The sequence below is a fragment of the Paraburkholderia sp. USG1 genome, from assembly GCF_031570135.1.
GTDB lineage: Bacteria > Pseudomonadota > Gammaproteobacteria > Burkholderiales > Burkholderiaceae > Paraburkholderia > Paraburkholderia dioscoreae.
Genome location: NZ_JAMWXW010000022.1, coordinates 83276 through 100969 on the forward strand (window position 1 = coordinate 83276; position 17694 = coordinate 100969).

Below are 17694 nucleotides of genomic sequence, written 5' to 3' on the forward strand. Positions count from 1 at the left end.
AATATTTCCCATATCGCATGAAGCTTATTCGGAAGCGGTCATGAGATAGGTACGATTCGCGGGAAGGCGGGAAGTTGCGCGCGGCGCGGCGGAGAATGGGAAACCAGCCGGGCCGGGGCGCAACCGGGGAAATGGGCGATCAATCAGCCGCCGGATGCGGGAGTTCCGGGCGAAAAAACGCCGGACTTTCGCCACCGCATATGGCGGCGCAACATCCGGCGCTATTCCGTGTGGCCAAAGCGGCCAAAGCGGAGGAGGACAACGGGAGAACCGCCGCCCAATCAGGCGATCCGGCGGCGGTTGCGCACCAGGCTCAGCGCCAGCGGAATGAAAGCGATCACGAATGCGACCAGCGACCATTGCGGCAACGTCAGGCCGAGAATCGGCGGATAGGCCGTTTCGCACAGGCCGGCGACCTTGAACACGCCCGGTAGCCAGTGCGCGGGCGGCAAGCTGTCCACCAGCGGCTGCAGCGCGTCGAAGCCGCAGCTAAAGCCCGGATTCGCCTGAACATAGACGTGGCGCGCGGCCGTCACGATGCCGCCCAGCGCCGACAGGGCCGCCAGCACTTCCAGCAGACGCACGCCGCGCCAGCTATTGAAGCGCGCGCCGAGGAACGCGAAGATCGCGATCAGCAGGAAGAAATAGCGCTGGATGATGCACAGCGGGCAAGGGTCTTCGTGCAGGAAGTACTGCAGATACAGCGCGCCGCCCACCAGGGCGAGGCAGATCAGGGCAAGCAGAACCAGCAGGGAGCGCTCGCGGCGCAGCATCGCAGTGTCGTTGTTCATGGATCGTGTGGCTGTCTCTGGAAACGGAAAGGGCGGGTGCCCGCGATTCTAGCGCGAACCCCCGCCCTGCCGCTTATCCTGCTTTTAGGACGTGTTTCCCGATCAGCGGATCGCGTTGAGCACCGCTTCGGCGCCGCGGCCGATCGCCAGCAGCGCGTCGTCGGCGTGTGGTGCGCCGGCCAGCATCAGGCCGACCGGTGCGTCGCCGCGCAGATGGCAGGGCAGCGACAGCGCGCAGGTATCGAGGAAGTTGAACACGCTCGGGTTGCGCAGGATCAGCGCGTTGGTGCGGCCAAAAGCGTCATCGTCATCGACCAGGTCGGCGACGCGCGGCGGCACCACCGGCACCGTCGGCGCCACGACGGCGTCGAAGCGCTGCCACAGCGTGCGGGCGGCCTCGGCCAGCATCGCCTCGCGTTCGGCGAGCAGATCCAGATAGTCGGCGGCGCTGGCGGGCTGGCCTTTCAGAATGCGCACCAGCACGCGCGGATCGTATTGGTCGCGATGCTTTTCCAGCAACGGACGATGCCACGCATACGCCTCGATCGGCGAGAACCCGAAGCGGTTGATTGCCGGCAAACGGTCGAGCGGCGCGAAACGTACTTCGCTGACAATCGCGCCGGCCGCTTCCAGATGCTTGAGCGCGGTGTCGACCGCCGCGGCGACGGCCGGCTCCACGCCGTCCGTGACGAAATTGGTCAGCACGCCGAGGCGCACGCCTTCGAGCGGGCGGGCGGCCGGAATGCGCGGCTCGAGACCGGCCAGCATGCGGTCGACCAGCGCGCAGCACGCCACGGAAACGCCGATTGGCCCAAACGAATCGAGCGTCGACGAAAGTGGCACGCCGCCCTGTTTCGGGATGCGGTCGGCGGTGGGTTTGAAGCCGGTCAGGCCGCACAGCGCAGCCGGAATGCGGATCGAGCCGCCGGTATCGGTGCCGAGCGCAATCGCCGCCATGCCGTCCGCGACGGAGGCCGCCGCGCCCGACGACGAGCCGCCCGAAATCCGCTCGTCGCCCTTCACGCCGCGCCGATACGGCGACAGTGGATTGCCGTAGTGCGGGTTCAGGCCGAGTCCGGAAAACGCGAACTCGCTCATATTGGTCCGGCCGACGAGCACGGCGCCGGCTCGCTTCAGGCGCGCGACCGTGACGGCGTCCGCCTTGGCGGCGGGGGCGTCGGCAAGCACGATGGAGCCGGCGCGGGTCGGCTGGCCTTCGATATCGAACAGATCCTTCACCGACACCGGAATGCCGGCGAGCGGCGACAGCACGGTGCCGGCGGCGCGCAAGCGGTCGTGCGCGTCGGCGGCGGCGCGGGCGCTGTCGGCGTCGACGTGCATGAAGACGGCCGCGCCCTGGCCGGCCGGATCGGCAATCCGTTCGAGCGCCGTTTCAACGAGCGCGCGGCTCGTGGTGCGGCCGGCGGCGAGGTCGGCGGCAAGTTGGGCTAACGGCGGGAAGGGCGTGAATTCAGTGGCCATGATGTCGGTAGAAATCCGGTTGGACCGAGTGAAGCCGCGTAGTGCCTCAAACGATGTGGCTTAACAAACGCGGTGGCTTAAATACGTTCGAATCAGATGCGATTGAAGAGTGTCGCGCGGAACGCCTCGATATGCTTTTGCACGGATTGGCGCGCGCCTTCGGCGTCGCGTTCGCGCAGCAGGCGAAACAGTTCGAGATGTTCCTCGTGCACGTCTTCCAGATGATGCGGCTCGGAGAGCGAAATGAACCAGAAGCGCAGCGAGCGTTCGTGCAGCCCGCGCAGGATGTCGGCCAGCACGGGGTTGCGCGAGGCGGCCGAGATCGCCAGATGAAACTCGCGGTCGATATCCATCATGCCTTCGATATCGTGCGCGGCCACACACACGGCCGAGCGGTCCAGCAGCGCCTGCATGGCGTCGTAGTCTTGCTGTTGCGCGTGGCGTGCGGCCAGCTCGACGCAGTAGCTTTCGTTGACGAGGCGCACGTCGATGATCGCCAGCACGTCGTCGAGCGAAACCGGGCGAACCATGATGCCCTTGCGCGGCATGATGGTCAGCATGCCTTCGTGCACCAGCCGGTGCAGCGCCTGATGAACCGGTGTCCTGCCGATGCCGGTCAGCGCCATGAGTTCCGCTTCGTTGAGCACCTCGCTCGGCCGCAGGCGCATGGTGATGATCTCGCGCTTGACGAACGCGTACGCCTGCTCGGCGAGACTCGCGGCGGCGGTCGCTCGGGTGGGTCTGGAAGGGCGGGCGGTCTGCAAAAGCGTCATGTGAAGAGGAAGCGGGCGATGTCGTCCGCATTGTAGAGCAAGGTTTTGCGTGCGCGGCGCGGGTTGGGCGGGCAACACGGCCTGTGGGCGATCGGCCCGCGCTTTCCAGACCGGAGGCGCCGGAATCGCGGTCCCGCGCCCGCGTTCGTTTCGCACGGCGCCCGCGTTCTCTGCGGGGCGCGTCGACAGATCGCGTCCATCACCATCTGTCAGGCGCGGCTCGGCGAAACCGCCGCCGCGTGCTGCACCTTCACGCGCGGCATCATCAGCGTGACCAGCCCGCCGACGATCAGCGCGCCCGCGATCAGCACGAGCCCGAACGTCACGCTATGCGTCGCGTCCTTGACGATGCCGAGCACATACGGACTCACATAGCCCGCGAGGTTCGCGATCGAATTGATCACCGCAATCCCGGCGACGGCGGCCGTGCCTTGCAGGAAAGTCGTGGACATCGACCAGAAGATGCCGAAGCCCGCGAGAATGCCGATATACGCGATCGACAAACCGGTGACGGCGAGCGGAATTGAGTTGTTCACCGACGCACTGCCGAGCAGGCCAGCCGCACCGATGAAGCAGCACATCGCATAGTGCCAGCGCCGCTCGCCGGTGATATCCGACGAGCGCCCGATCAGGATCATGCCGATGCCCGCCGCCAGATACGGAATCGCAGTGACGAAGCCATTGGTCACCAGGTTCGTCACGCCCAGATCCTTGACGATCTGCGGCAGCCAGAACGAGAAGCCCGCGTTGCCGGTGACGAGGCAGAAATAGATCAGCGTGAGCAGCCAGAAACGGCCCGAGCGCAACGCCACCGCCAGGCTATGCTCCGCGCCGGCCGCAGCGGCCGCGCTGTTTTCGCGCGCGAGACGGCCGAGAATCACGCGCTTTTCGTCGTCGCTCAACCACGCGGCTTCCGCGGGCGTGTTGCGCAGCACGGCGAGCGCCCAGAAGCCCGCGAGAATCGACGGAATGCCTTCGATCAGGAACATCCACTGCCAGCCGCGCAAACCGTGCGCTTCATGCAGCGCCGACATCAGAAAGCCCGACAGCGGCGCGCCGATGATGCCCGCTACCGGAATCGCCGCCATGAACACGGCAACCATGCGCGCGCGCCGGTCGGACGGAAACCAGAAGGTCAGATAGAGCACCACGCCCGGCACCAGACCGGCTTCGGCGACGCCGAGGAAAAAGCGCAGCACGTAGAACATCGTTTCCGAGCGCACGAACATCATCAGACACGACAGCAGACCCCACAGCATCGTGATGCGGGCGATGGTGGCACGCGCGCCGAACTTTTTCAGCAGCAGATTGCTCGGCACCTCGAACACGAAGTAGCCGAAGAAAAAGATCCCCGCGCCGAGTCCGTACGCCGCGTTCGACAGGCCGAGGTCGCCGGTGAACTGCAGTTTCGCGTAACCGATGTTGACGCGGTCCAGATACGACAGCACGTAGACGAGAAACAGGAACGGCATGATGCGCCAGGTGATCTTGCGCAGGGCAGCGGCTTCGAGCCATGCGTCGGAAGACGCGTCGGCGGCGGATAGCGAAGGGGAGCTCATGGGTGCCTCATTCGACGATAGGTAGCGCGCGCACGCGATAGGCGTGACGCAGCGTGCGGTTCAGAACGGGATCGTGCAATTCGAGTTCGAGCGCGTCGCCATCGGCCATGCCGACGATGCCGCCCTGCACCGCCAGCGTGCCGCAGAACATCGCCGCGCCGGGCGCGAGCGGTGCGCGCGCGAGCAGATCGGCGGCCGGCAGCAGCGCAGCGACGCTGCCTTGCTGATAGACGCGCCGCTCGCCGTTCGTCACGGCGTAGGCGCGCAATTCCAGTTGATCCCAGTGGCCGTACACCTCGTCGAAACGCCAGGCGTCCCGCGCGACCGGTTTCGGACACACCTGTTTGGAGACGGTGACGCCGTAGGCCTCGACTTCGCGGTCGGTGTGATCCGAGCCGACGGTGACGAGCAAGCCCGTCTTCGAATGCACCAGCACGCATTCGGCTTCGCCACTGGACTTCACGCCGACCACGTCGATCTGCTCCGCTTGCGTCAGCAGTTCGGCGCCGAGGCGATAAAAGCACGGCGTGGTGGACGGCCGCTTGACGCCGAGTTCGGCCAGCTCGGCAATGTGATGCTCGATCGCGGCCTGATCGCGTCCGGCCCAGCCGGCGATGGTCAGACGGTTCACCTCGGCGATATCGGCGCGGCCGCCGCCGGAACGGTCTACGACGTTGAAGGACACCTGCTGCATTGATTCGACTCCACGTAAAATATGCGGCAAATATTATTGTGATATTTCACAGGAGTCCAGCGTGTCAAAAACATTCCGCGGCACGCTGTCGTGGCTTTGCGGGTGCGACGCAGGCGAGGGGGCGAGCCCCGGCTGGAATCCAGCGCCGTTCGGAGGTTCGCGCCATTCGGCGAGTCGTATTCGTTTGTTACACTGCGCTTCTGGAAAATTACTTTTTGTAAGGGACGTATTCATGCACCACGGCATCGGCTTCATTCAGGACCTGGCGGTCGTGATGGCGCTCGCCGGCGTCGTCACCGTGCTGTTCCATCGCCTGAAACAGCCGGTGGTGCTCGGCTACATTGCCGCCGGCGTGATCATCGGGCCGTACACGCCGCCGTTCCAGCTGATCCACGACGAGCAGACCATTCAGACGCTCGGCGAACTCGGCGTGGTGTTCCTGATGTTTTCACTCGGCCTCGAATTCAGTCTGCGCAAGCTCTTCAAGGTCGGCGCCACGGCGATCGTCGCCGCGCTCTCGGAAATCGTGCTGATGCTGTGGCTCGGTTACGAAATCGGCAGCGCGTTCGGCTGGAGCCCGATGGATTCGCTGTTCCTTGGCGCGATCCTCGCGATCTCGTCGACCACGATCATCGTCAAGGCGCTCTCCGAACTGGGTTTGAAGCGCGAGAGCTTTGCGCAACTGGTGTTCGGCATTCTGATCGTCGAAGACATTCTCGCCATTGCGATGCTGGTCCTGCTGTCGGGCATCGCGCAGACCGGGCAGTTGAGCGCGGGTGTTGCCGTGGTCACGCTCGGCAAGCTGCTGCTGTTCATGACGGTGTCGCTGGTGGTCGGCATTCTGGTGGTGCCGCGCGCGTTGAACTACGTGGCGCGCGCGAAGAGCGACGAGATGCTGCTCGTCTCCGTGCTCGGCTTCTGCTTCGGCTTCTGTCTGCTGGTCGTGAAGCTCGACTACAGCATCGCGCTCGGCGCGTTCCTGATCGGCGCGATCATGGCCGAATCGCGCCATCTGCACCGGATCGAGCATCTGATCGCGCCGCTGCGCGACGCCTTTTCCGCGATCTTCTTCGTGACAATTGGCTTGATGCTGAACCCGGCCGTGCTGGTCGACTACGCGTGGCCGATCGCCGTGATCACCGTGGCGGTGATCGTCGGCAAGATCGTGTCGTGCGGACTCGGCACCTTTCTCGCCGGCAAGGACGGTCGCACGGCGATGCGTGTCGGCATGACGGTCTCGCAGATCGGCGAGTTCTCGTTCATCATCGCCTCGCTCGGTTTGACGCTCAAAGTGACGAGTGCGTTTCTCTATCCGATCGCGGTGGCGGTGTCCGCGCTGACCACGCTGTTCACGCCATATCTGATCCGCGCGGCCGATCCGCTGACTCAGCGCCTCGGTCACGCCATGCCGCGCACGCTCGCGAACGTGTTTGGCATGTACGGGCAATGGCTGGACAGTCTGAGCACGAAAACCGGCGAACCGACGCTGTTCAGCATGACGCGGCGGATCATTCTGCAGATTGCCGTCAACCTGGCGCTGGTGGCCGCGATCTTTCTGATCGTGTCGTATAGCGCGCCTTATACCAGTTCGCTGCTCGCGCACTGGCTCGGTTCCGAGCCGATGCAGCGCGTCGTGCTGTGGAGCGTGGCACTGGTCGTGTCGATGCCTTTCCTGGTGGCCGTGTATCGCAAGACCAAGTCGCTGGCCTTGCTGCTCGCCGAGGTCAGCGTGCAACCGGCGACGGCAGGGCGTTTCACGAGCGCGATCCGTTACGCGATTTCCGATCTGGTGCCGGTGGTTTCGATGGTCGGCGTGTTTCTGCTGGTGGCTGCGCTATCCGGCGGCATTCTGCCGCCGACCGGCCTGCTCGCCGCGGTGCTCATCTGCGCGGCGTTGCTGCTGGCGCTGGTGTGGCGCTGGTGCGTGAAAATCCATGCGGCAATGCAGATCGCCTTGCGCGAGAGTTTCGACGAACAGCCGGATCCTTGAGTCAGACAGACTTACTCACTCGTCAGACAGACTCGCGTCGCGGCCTCGCAAAGGGTCTTGTTTCGGGGTGCCGCAACAATGTGAGCAATTGTGTGCGGGTTTGCGGGGCTTGGCTCGCTAGCGGATAATCAGGGCATATTCATTCGTTCGCGTGGAAGGCGCCTGTCTGACTGTCATGAGCGAAAACAAACCTGAAAACGCCGGCAAGCCCGGCGATCCCACGCCGCCTTCGGCGTCGCCTGCGCCCTCCGGCGCAGCGCCCGGCGCGTCGCTACCCGGCTTTGCGCCGGATGAACCGGCAGCCTCGCTACCTCTCTCGCATGAAGATGCCATCCAGTCGCCGGTCAAGGACGCGGTGACGCCCCCGGCCCATGCGCCCGCTGACGCGGCAACCACGCCGGCTGCCGGGCAGGCGGCCGTGCGATCGTCGACCGATGATCCCGACAGCGCGTCGGCCGTCACGCCGACTGATCGGCAAACGGCGCGGCAACGCGACGCGGCCGAAGCACGCAATTCGGCTGCCGCGTCCACGGCGCAGCAGGAAGCCGAGGTTCATGAAAAGGCGGCACGCCGCACCGGAACGTATGCGGCGAGACCGGCTCCGAAATCCTCACCGACTTTCGCGAACAGCGAACCTGTCGATGCCGAACTGGTTACTTCAGTGGAAGACGCCGCCGTAGTCGATGAGGTTCAGGCCTCCGCCGGGCGCCAGGCCGGCTCGCCGCCACCCGGTTTCGGCGCGGCGCCCGACTTCAGCGCGTCCAATCCGCCGCCGCCCAACGCATTGCCGCCGTCGCCACCGCGCTATCTGAAGCACAACGATTCGGCGTGGACCGTGTTCGGCCGCATCATCGCGGCGCGCGCGCGCCAGTTGTTCGATCGCGCCGGCCAGCGGATCACGCAGCGCACGCTGCGCATCGGCGTGTCGGCGCGCATCTTTCATCCGGAGCCGGGCGCGAAGGGATTGCGCGGCAAGACCTTGCAGTATCTCGAGGAATCGATTGCGCATTGGGTGATGTCGCGCGACGTGCTCGTGTTCATGATTCCCACGGTCGGGCACCAGGGCATGCTGCATCCTAGCAATATCCGCCTGCGCGATTATGCGAAGCATCTGGACGGCCTGCTGCTGCAAGGCGGTGCAGACGTTTCGCCGCAGTCTTACGCGGAACAGGCGACCAGCCACGAGTGGCCCGGCGACCGCGTGCGCGACATGTACGAGCTCGAACTGCTGCACGAGTTCATCGAGTCGGGCAAGCCGGTACTCGGCGTGTGCCGTGGCTGTCAACTGATTAATGTGGCGTTCGGCGGCACCTTGTATCAGGACATCGCCACCGATGTGCCGACCGCAGGCGCCCACGTCAACGAGAACTACGATCAGCATCGGCACGGGATTCACTTCCCCGACGGTTCGACGCTCGCCAATATGTTCCCGGGCCAGCGCGATGCAATCGTCAACTCGATTCACCACCAGGCGGTCAAGACGCTCGGCCGGGATCTCAATATCGAAGCCGTGTCGGCGTCGGACGGCATCATCGAGGCCGTGCGCTACCGGCGTGCGCCGTTCGTGATGGGCGTGCAATGGCATCCGGAGTTTCATCGGGCGGGTGGCGCGGAGTTGCTCGACTGCACGCCATTGCTCGATACATTCCTGCGCGTGGCGCGGGAAACGCGTTTTTGAGGCGGCGTCTTTAAGGCGGCCACCCGGTATCGAGTCCACGCTTTGGGCGGAGCGGGTCGAAGTTGAGTTTCACAGGCTGGTTTGTTCGAGGCGCACCACTGCTGTTTGCGGTGGTGCGCTTCATGTTTTTGGGGCAGTGTTCCTGTTGCCTTACTGATCGAGCAACAGGCTCGCTTTCCCGGGGCTGCCTTCGCGCTTCGCTGTGCGTTACGCGCAGGCCTGTGTAACGAGATCGGCGGAAATTCCTGGCTTTTGACATCGTAGGCGTCTCGTTATCGAGATGGATATTCAGGAATGCGAGTTATCTAATGACCGCAGTGCGCATCTCTTTCGGCCGGCACTCTATCTCCATATCTTCGCCCGCTTGCTGTTGGATTCCCGCGAATCGAACGTGATTTGAGAATTATCTGAGCGAGGCGGAAGCTTGCATTTTCGCCTTATATGAACTCGTTTCTTGTGCGATTACCGGGTCGATTCGACCAGATCAGTCGCTCGCCATTTATCTCGATTTAAAGTCAGTCTGCGCGACATTTGAATGCTTCGCTTAAAGGCTAATCCGCGCGATAATCTGCGGCTGTTTTGGATTCGCATGGAGCAAGCACGTATGAAGTATCCCTTAATTGTACGGCGCGCCATGCTGCTCGCGACTTCGTGTGCGCTGTTGCAGCAGGGCGGTCTCGTGCTGGCGGCGCAAGGCGACGAGGCCGCGCCCATGGTCGGCACAAGGCCGGCTATCAACACCCTGACGCCGCAGCCCGTGGCCGACGCGCTGCGCAACGCGTCAGCCACGCCGTCTGCGGCTGGAGATGCGCAAGGCAACGTCGCCGAACTGATGCAGATGATTCACGACGCGAAGCTGAGCGAACTGCGCACCACGTATAACGGCAGTTACGGCGCCAGTCTGTTTTTCTATCCGCAGGAAATGACCTACTACGTCGCGCTATTTCAGGACAAACATTTCTGGCGGGTGATCAAGTCCGAAGACGTGGCACGCGCGGAAGCAATCTATGCGGGCTTTGCCCAGCAGACCGCGCAGCTTGCCGACGTCGAGATTCGTCGCACACAGTTGCAGGCGCAGAAGGCGTACATCGAAGACATCATCGTGTTATCCGAAAATCGCGCCAAACGCCTGCAAGCCGATCTCGAGGTGGCTCGCACGCAGCAGGCCAAGGTCAACGACTATCAGCGTCAAACACAAGGCGAAGCGGCCGCGCTGCATGCGGAGAAGGAAAGGGCGCAGGCACAGTTGCGTCAGGTGCAGGGCGAAGTGATGCAACTGCAGAGGCAAACGGAAATGGGATTGCCGATCCAGAAGTAATTGCGGTAGCGTGATAAAGCCCGGTCATTCATTCACGAATGGCCGGGCTTTTTTATGCCACGCCGCTGGGATTGCGGCGTGGCTACTTCGCGAATTGATCGGGGATCTCGGTCACGCGCCGCTGTGAAAGACGGCTCATCCACTCCGTTCCCGCGCTGTCGGACGCATTGTTCGAAGAGCCGGCGTGCGATGGCGGTGTATCGCGCAGATGCGTCGACGCGGACAGTGTCACACCCGCGTATTCGTCGACGCCGAGTCGAGTCGGCGCGAGAGGCGAATAGGATCCCGCAGCCGAAGGCCTTGTCGTCGAACCTTCCGCAACGCTCCGGGTTGCGATCTGCGGCACGTCACCGGTATTGCCCGCTGAGTGCGACGATTGGTTTGCGGCGGCGTACCGCGTGGTGTGCGGGCGGTTTTGTTGCTGTTGCGTAGCGCTTGTCTCACGAGCGCGGTGATAGCGACGTGCGCCCGTCTTATCGGCGGAGATGCGCGCCGGAGCAGAGGGCAATGCCTGAGTAGAGGCGTGGGCCGAAACGCTTGTAGACACCGTTGCCGACGTCGGGTTGGATGCACGCGCGAACGTTGGCGCCACGCCCGGGAGCGCGGGCGTCGAGCCGGCAACTGTTGTGGGCGCGCTCACCGCACCGTTGCCAACCGCGAGGTCGCTTACCGTCACCGGCGACCGAAGGTCCGATACCTGCGAACTCCGTTGAGCCGATACCCGGGCGGCGACAGGAGTGGCCACTTGGCGATGCGCCAGATGGTCGAACCCAATCCACGCCAGCACTGCCGCGCCGCCGAGTACGCACGCGCCGCCCGCTAACGCGCCCCAATGGTTGCCATAACCACGCGCCGCCGTTACATACGCGGGCCCGACATTGGGCGGGACGACAGCCGTTTCAACAGCCGTTTGTCCGGCGCCTCGGGCGGTGCGGCGAAGACCGTTGCCTGCGCTGTTGTCGCGGTGGACCCGGACTGAGCGGCAACCGCGATCGCGCGTTGTTCTTCCAGCGGCGACCACCGGCAAAGAGAGCGAATGGCCTGATCGCTCAGACAGAACGTGCGCAGCATGGCTGCATAGAGCGCCTTGAGTTCCGCCCGCAAACTGTAGCCCGGTGGAAGCAGCGCCCAGTCCCGGCCGAAGGGCGCGGGCACATGACCGAGCGGGCGCAGGCGGGGCAGCGCCAGATAGCCTTCGATCGGGGTGAAAGGAATGGTGGACATCGGTCTTTTCCAGCGCCTCGTAAGGGGAATGCCGATCGGCGTTCCCGTGGTCTGCGGGGACTCAGGCCTCGGAGCGATGCGCGTGAACGCCTTCTATACACGTCCCACGTCAACGCCGCGTACCAGCGTTATGCTCGCGGTGAGCGAAATGGCACATGAACACATGAGCACGTGGGCGGGTCGCTATGAAGCCAACGGAGTGCGGAAGATGATGCCTGGAAGCAGCCGGCCTGGCGATCGGACGGTTCCGAAATGAGGTGCCGAACCGTCCAGCAGGGTGTAAAACCCTGACGACGAACAGGCGGGCCAACCGGTTTTATCGGTCGAATCTGTATACGTAGCGCAACGCCGTAATATCCACGCCGCCCATATGGTCCGGTTCGGCGCCGACAAATTGCCAGCCTTGCCGCTCGTAAAAGCCGATCGCCGGCGTGTTGCCTTCGAGCACGTACAGATAGAGCTGCACCTCGCCTTGCGCGCGAGCCCAGTCCTCGGCGGCCTGCATCAGCAGCTTGCCGACGCCGAGACCCTGATAGGCGGGCCGCGCGTGCAGGTTATCGAGCAGTACACCCCACGCGGACTCCGGCTGACGTTCGACGCAGACAAAGCCGGCCGGCTCGCCCGCGAGTTCGGCGATCAGCACGATGCGGCGCTCGCCGCCGGGCGCGCTCAGACGCGCTTCCCAGTAAGCGGCGCGTTCGCTCGCGACTTCGCCGTCGAGAAAGGCGTCGGGCAACAGACCGCGGTAGGTGGCCTGCCAACTGCTGCTGTGGATCGAAGCAATGAGCGCGGCATCCGCGAGAGTCGCGGGGCGCAGCGAAAGAGCGGGGAGGGTTCGCATCGGTAGTGATCAACGGAAATGCCTGACTGCAAAATGTTACCGCGACGACAGGTGACACCCTTTGTAATGAAACTGTATGTATTACGCGACAGCGCCATCAACGGTAACATTACGTGGAGCGGCCACCGCATGATTCACAACGTTTACCCTGATACCGCGGGAATGCGTTCAGCATGAGAATGCAGCGCCCCCGGCGCGTTCTTCCATCCGACCGAGGCATCCGCTTGCCGAACGCAGTGGATCGTTTCAACTGCCTGCGCGTTACCGCTTCTTTCGTGGCGACAGGTCCATCAGAGAATGTCATGTCTACTGCGTCACACGCTACTTCCTCATCGGAAGAATCCAAGGTCAAGACGGTATTCCGCGTGGTCAGCGGCAACTTTCTTGAGATGTACGACTTCATGGTCTATGGCTATTACGCTTCGGCGATCGCCAAGACCTATTTCCCGAGCGGCAACGAATTCGCCTCGTTGATGCTGTCGCTGTCGGTGTTCGGCGCGGGCTTCCTGATGCGGCCGCTCGGTGCGATCGTCCTTGGCGCCTACATCGACCATCACGGCCGGCGCAAAGGCCTGATCCTCACCCTCGGCCTGATGGCGCTCGGCACGCTCACGGTGGCGGCAATTCCAGGTTACGCGACGATCGGCGTACTGGCGCCGATGCTCGTGCTGTTCGGCCGGTTGTTGCAGGGCTTCTCGGCCGGGGTCGAATTGGGCGGCGTCTCGGTGTATCTGTCGGAGATCGCCACCAAGGGCAACAAGGGCTTCTACTGCGCGTGGCAGTCGGGCAGCCAGCAGGTTGCCGTGGTGTTCGCCGCGCTGATCGGCGTGCTCCTGAACAAGATGTTGCCGGCCGACCAGATGGGTGCCTGGGGTTGGCGCGTGCCGTTCCTGATCGGCTGCCTGATCGTGCCGTTCCTGTTCCTGATCCGCCGTTCGCTGCAGGAAACCGAGGAATTCAAGGCGCGCAAACACCATCCGAAGATGGGCGAGATCATGAAGACGATGGCCGCGAACTGGGGCATCGTGCTGGGCGGCATGGGCATGGTGATCATGACCACCGTGTCGTTCTACATGATCACGGCCTACACGCCGACCTTCGGCAAGGAAGTGCTGAAACTGTCGTCGATCGATACGCTCGTCGTCACGGTCTGTATCGGTCTGTCGAATCTGATCTGGCTGCCGCTCGCAGGTGCGTTGTCGGACCGGATCGGCCGCCGTCCGGTGCTGCTGGCCTTCACGATCCTGACTATCATCACCGCGTATCCGGCGCTGCAATGGCTGGTGGCGGATCCGTCGTTTGCGCGTCTGCTGGAGGTCGAACTGTGGCTGTCGTTCCTGTACGGCAGCTATAACGGCGGGATGGTCGTGGCGCTGACCGAGGTCATGCCGGTCGAAGTGCGGACCGCCGGGTTTTCGCTCGCCTACAGCCTTGCTACGACGATCGGCGGTTTCACGCCGGCCATCTCGACGCTGCTGATTCACACCACCGGCAACAAGGCGGCGCCGGGTCTGTTCCTGGGCGTGGCAGCGATTTGCGGGTTGATTGCGACGCTGGTGCTGTACCGCACGCCTGAATCGCGCGATCAGTACCGGACAGCCTGAGCTTCGCCGTTCATTCGGTCAAAACAAAACCCCGCGTTCATCACCGAACGCGGGGTTTTGTTTTTGGCGGAACAGCTGCGCCGACCTTGGCTGCGCGGCGTCCGGTCACTGCTTACGCAATTCGCTCGCCACAGATTCCACGACTTCACTCCATGCGCCCGGTTGCGACTGACGCACCAGCGTCGCGCCCGGATACCACGGGCTGCGCGTTTCGCCGGCAAACCAGCGCCAATCCGCGGCGAACGGCAGCATCAGCCAGAGCGGCTTGCGCAGTGCGCCGGCAAGGTGCGCGATGGCTGTATCGATCGACACCACTGCATCAAGCCGTTCGATGATCGCCGCGGTGTCCGCAAAGTCGCCGATCCGCCCGTCGAAACGATGAATCGACGCCGCGCGCGGATGCGCGTCAAGCGCCACGCGTTCGTCGGCGCTCAACTCGGGTTGCAGCACGATCCAGTCGATGCCTTCGAGCGCGAACAGCGGGTCGAGCATGGCGAGCGGCATCGAGCGCGTTTCGTTTTGCTGGATGCGTCCGGACCACGCAATGCCGATCTTGCGTTTTGCCTGGCCGCCGAGCGAGCCGCGCCACTTGCGGCCATAAGCGGGCGGCACGTCGAGGTAGGGCGTGCGCGCGGGAATGGTGTCGTAAGTCGTGCCGAGTGCGAGCGGCAGGCTCAGCAACGGGCATTGCAGATCGGCGGAGGGGCGCGGCGTGCCCTGGGCGATCAGCGTCACCCGCCAGGCTTGCGCGGCAGGCGCCAGCAACGGCAGTAGTTGCGGCTGCACTTCGAGTATGACGCGCGCCGCGCGCTGCGTGACGAGCGGCACGAAGCGCACGAACTGCAGCGTGTCGCCGAACCCCTGCTCGGCATGGACCAGCAAGGTACGTTGTGCGATCGGCTCGCCGTGCCAGCGTGGCAGCGTCTGAATCACCGGCTGCGCGACGGTTTGCAGACGCCACTCGTACTCCGGCAGCCCGCGTGCGAAATCGCGCAGCGCGAGCCAGGCCAGCGCGCGGTTCATATGCGCGGAGGCGAGGTCGGGGCGCAGGCGCAGCGCCTGATCGAATGCGCGCACGGCGGGGCCATGCGCGCCCAGCGCCTGGTGCGCGGTGCCCAGACTCAGCCAGGCGAGCGCGAACTGCGGATCGAGACCGACCGCGCGTTCGAGATAGGGCAGTGCTTCCGCATGGCGCCCCAACGCCGCGAGCGCATTGCCCATGCCGAAGATGGCTGGCGGCAGGTTCGGCTGTAAGCTCAACGCTGCCCGGAACGATGCGACCGCGTCCGCATGGCGGCCGGTGGCGTCGAACGTATTGGCGAGATTGAAGTGCGCGGCGACGAAGCGCGGCTCGGCCGCCAATGCCGTCTGGAAACACGGGATAGCCTCTGCCGCGCGGCCGAGCGCGTTCAGCGACATGCCCATGTTATTGAGCGCGCCGGCGTGACCGGGACGCAGTTCGAGGGTGCGCCTGAACGCGGCGATCGCTTCCGTGTGGCGACCGAGCGCGTGCAGCGCGTTGCCGAGGTTGTTGTGCGACGAGGCGTCGTTCGGTTGCAGGCGCAACGATTTCTCGAACGCGTCGGCGGCGTCTTCGTGACGGCCCGCCGCTGCATACGCGTTGCCGAGGTTGTAGTGCGCCATCGGGAACGAGGGCGCCAGCGTCAGCGCGTTGCGGAACTGCTCGATGGCGTCGTCGATCTGGCCCAGCGCCTTTAGCGCGTTGCCCAGGTTCAGTTGCAGCGCTGCGTCTTCCGGGCGCAGGTTCACCGCGCGCCGCACGAGCTCGGCGGCTTCGGCGTGCTGGCCCTGCTGGTGGCGCAGGACGCCCAGCAGGTGCAACGCATCGACGTGCGCGGGGTTGCCGTCGAGCGTCGCGCGGTAGCCGCGTTCGGCGTCTTCGAGGCGGCCGTCACGATGCGCCGCGAAAGCGCGGTCAAATACAGGTTGCATGACGGGGGATGGCATTCGGGTGAGGCAGAGGCCGCATTTTCCCACACTCGCCGCAGCGTGCTCCGATTTGACCGGATGTCTCGATATCTATAATGTGTGAGTACATGTTCACATGTACTTTCTTGTCGCTCTTTGTCATGGCTTCTTCCCCCGCTTCGTCCACTTCGGTTGCCGGCTACGACGATCTTTCGGTCGACACCATCGTGCCGCTGGCCGACCTGTTTCGCCTGCTCGGCGACCCCACGCGGTTGCGCATCGTGCTGGCGTGTCTCGACGAGCGGCGCGCGGTCGGGGCGATCGCGGAGGCGCTGGGGTTGTCGTCGTCGCTGGTGAGCCACCATTTGCGGCTGCTGCGCGCGGCGCGGATCGTGCGCGCGGAGCGGCAGGGCAAGCAGGTCTTCTATCTCGCCGCAGATCGCCATATCAGCGCGATGCTGGCGGGCATGCTCGAACACGTGGCCGAACCGGCCGGCAACGATTCCCAGGACGCGTCATGAATAAACCGGATACCCCGAACGGAACCGCGGCAGGTCACGAGCACGCGCCTGCTGGGCAGGAACACGATGGGGTGTCGGGCGGCTGTGGCCACGATCACAGCGCCCATAGCCACATCGACCACAGCCACGGCGGTCACGATTACGGCGCTGACGATCACGCCAGTCACAACCACAGCAGTCACAACCACAGCAGTCACAACCACAGCAGTCACAACCACGCCGGCCATCACCACGCTCACGCCCCTGTCGCAGGCCACGGCCGCTCGTTCGCCCTCGCCGTTGTATTGAACATCGCCATCGTGGTCGCCCAGGCGGTCTACGGTGTGATCGCTCATTCCACCGCGCTGCTCGCCGACGCCGGCCACAATCTCTCCGATGTCCTCGGCCTGCTGCTCGCCTGGGGCGCCGCCTGGCTCGCCACGCGCCGTCCGTCGGCGCGCTATACGTTCGGTTATGGCAGCTCGTCGATCCTGGCTTCGCTCGTCAATGCCGGACTGTTGCTGTTCGCGTGCGGCGTGATCGTCGCTGAAGCAATCGGGCGGCTGATCAATCCGGCACCGGTGGCGGGGCTCGCGGTGTTCGTCGTGGCAATGGGCGGTGTGGTCATCAACGGCATTTCCGCGTGGCTTTTCATGCGCGGGCAGCAGGATGACCTGAACATCCGCGGCGCGTTCCTGCACATGGCGGCCGATGCCGGCATCTCCGCAGCGGTCGCGGTGAGCGGTCTCGTGATCCTCTATACCAACTGGACGTGGCTCGACCCGGTAATGAGCCAGCTCGTGGTGGCGGTCGTGGTGGCCGGCACCTGGGGCCTGCTGCGCGACTCGGTGCGCCTCGCGCTCGACGCTGTGCCGCCCGGCGTCGATCTGCAAGGTATCCGCGACTATCTGGCCGGGCAGCCGGGCGTGGTCGACGTGCACGATCTGCACGTGTGGGCCTTGTCGACCACCGGCAATGCGCTCAGCGCGCATCTGGTGATGCCGGCGGGCCACCCCGGCGACGAGTCGCTCGACGGTATCGTCGTCACGCTGCGCGAACGTTTTTCGATGCAGCATGCGACGCTGCAAGTCGACCTCGGCACCACAGAGCACCGCTGCGCGATGGATCATGCGCCGCACGCGCATTGAAGCTGAGCGGGACGCGCGGCAAGTCACGGCACGGGCACAACGCGATCACCACATGGTCGCCACGATGCCACGCCGGCGCTGCGATTGATGCAGCGCAACCGCTTGGCCGGTTGCCGTCAGCGCCCCCAAGGGGACTTCCTGCGGGCGTACACTAGAACGCATT

General features: G+C 64.5%; 14 protein-coding genes. 6 read left to right on the top strand and 8 right to left on the bottom strand.

Annotation, left to right across the window (positions count from 1 at the left end; genetic code table 11):
- Nucleotides 1-281: 281 nt before the first annotated feature.
- From NE850_RS26350 to NE850_RS26370, 5 genes are all read right to left on the bottom strand, one after another.
- Nucleotides 282-791, bottom strand: coding sequence for a disulfide bond formation protein B (locus tag NE850_RS26350; RefSeq protein WP_007180849.1), 510 nt, complete (start codon nt 789-791; stop codon nt 282-284).
- 102 nt (nt 792-893) lie between these two features.
- The gene (locus NE850_RS26355; protein WP_165186807.1) at nt 894-2273 is read right to left on the bottom strand and encodes an amidase; all 1380 of its coding nucleotides are present in this window, start codon (nt 2271-2273) and stop codon (nt 894-896) included.
- 92 nt (nt 2274-2365) lie between these two features.
- Nucleotides 2366-3046 carry a GntR family transcriptional regulator gene (locus NE850_RS26360; RefSeq protein ID WP_007180851.1) on the bottom strand — a complete coding sequence of 227 codons (681 nt, stop codon included), beginning with the start codon at nt 3044-3046 and terminating at the stop codon, nt 2366-2368.
- 209 nt (nt 3047-3255) lie between these two features.
- Nucleotides 3256-4605: an MFS transporter gene (locus tag NE850_RS26365; protein ID WP_007180852.1), complete on the bottom strand. Its 1350-nt coding sequence runs from the start codon at nt 4603-4605 to the stop codon at nt 3256-3258.
- A 7-nt stretch (nt 4606-4612) separates the two neighbouring features.
- Nucleotides 4613-5299 carry a DUF2848 domain-containing protein gene (locus tag NE850_RS26370; protein WP_007180853.1) on the bottom strand — a complete coding sequence of 229 codons (687 nt, stop codon included), beginning with the start codon at nt 5297-5299 and terminating at the stop codon, nt 4613-4615.
- Nucleotides 5300-5531: 232 nt separating this feature from the next.
- Between NE850_RS26370 and NE850_RS26375 the strand changes: the two genes are divergently transcribed.
- From NE850_RS26375 to NE850_RS26385, 3 genes are all read left to right on the top strand, one after another.
- Entirely contained in the window at nt 5532-7289 is a 1758-nt protein-coding gene (locus tag NE850_RS26375; RefSeq protein ID WP_310699604.1) for a cation:proton antiporter, read from the top strand.
- Nucleotides 7290-7464: 175 nt separating this feature from the next.
- Nucleotides 7465-8967: a gamma-glutamyl-gamma-aminobutyrate hydrolase family protein gene (locus NE850_RS26380; RefSeq protein ID WP_007180855.1), complete on the top strand. Its 1503-nt coding sequence runs from the start codon at nt 7465-7467 to the stop codon at nt 8965-8967.
- 604 nt (nt 8968-9571) lie between these two features.
- Nucleotides 9572-10285, top strand: a complete 714-nt coding sequence (locus NE850_RS26385) for a DUF2968 domain-containing protein (protein ID WP_007180856.1) — start codon at nt 9572-9574, stop codon at nt 10283-10285.
- Between the two features lie 858 nt (nt 10286-11143).
- Here the strand turns inward: NE850_RS26385 and NE850_RS26390 are convergent.
- Both NE850_RS26390 and NE850_RS26395 read right to left on the bottom strand, forming a co-directional pair.
- On the bottom strand, nt 11144-11509 hold the full coding sequence (locus tag NE850_RS26390) for a hypothetical protein (RefSeq protein ID WP_310699605.1): 366 nt from the start codon (nt 11507-11509) through the stop codon (nt 11144-11146).
- A gap of 316 nt (nt 11510-11825) precedes the next feature.
- Nucleotides 11826-12350, bottom strand: coding sequence for a GNAT family N-acetyltransferase (locus NE850_RS26395; protein WP_007180858.1), 525 nt, complete (start codon nt 12348-12350; stop codon nt 11826-11828).
- A 302-nt stretch (nt 12351-12652) separates the two neighbouring features.
- On the opposite strand from NE850_RS26395, the gene NE850_RS26400 reads away from it, so the two are divergent.
- Nucleotides 12653-13954: an MFS transporter gene (locus NE850_RS26400; RefSeq protein ID WP_165186804.1), complete on the top strand. Its 1302-nt coding sequence runs from the start codon at nt 12653-12655 to the stop codon at nt 13952-13954.
- Between the two features lie 105 nt (nt 13955-14059).
- Here the strand turns inward: NE850_RS26400 and NE850_RS26405 are convergent, their stop codons facing one another.
- Nucleotides 14060-15907, bottom strand: coding sequence for a tetratricopeptide repeat protein (locus NE850_RS26405; protein WP_007180860.1), 1848 nt, complete (start codon nt 15905-15907; stop codon nt 14060-14062).
- Between the two features lie 137 nt (nt 15908-16044).
- Here NE850_RS26405 and NE850_RS26410 point away from each other — a divergent pair, with 137 nt between their 5' ends.
- Both NE850_RS26410 and NE850_RS26415 read left to right on the top strand, forming a co-directional pair.
- Nucleotides 16045-16404 carry a helix-turn-helix transcriptional regulator gene (locus NE850_RS26410; RefSeq protein ID WP_035517944.1) on the top strand — a complete coding sequence of 120 codons (360 nt, stop codon included), beginning with the start codon at nt 16045-16047 and terminating at the stop codon, nt 16402-16404.
- Nucleotides 16401-17531, top strand: coding sequence for a cation diffusion facilitator family transporter (locus NE850_RS26415; RefSeq protein ID WP_310699606.1), 1131 nt, complete (start codon nt 16401-16403; stop codon nt 17529-17531). Before NE850_RS26410 ends, NE850_RS26415 begins: the two co-directional genes overlap by 4 nt.
- Nucleotides 17532-17694: the final 163 nt, after the last annotated feature.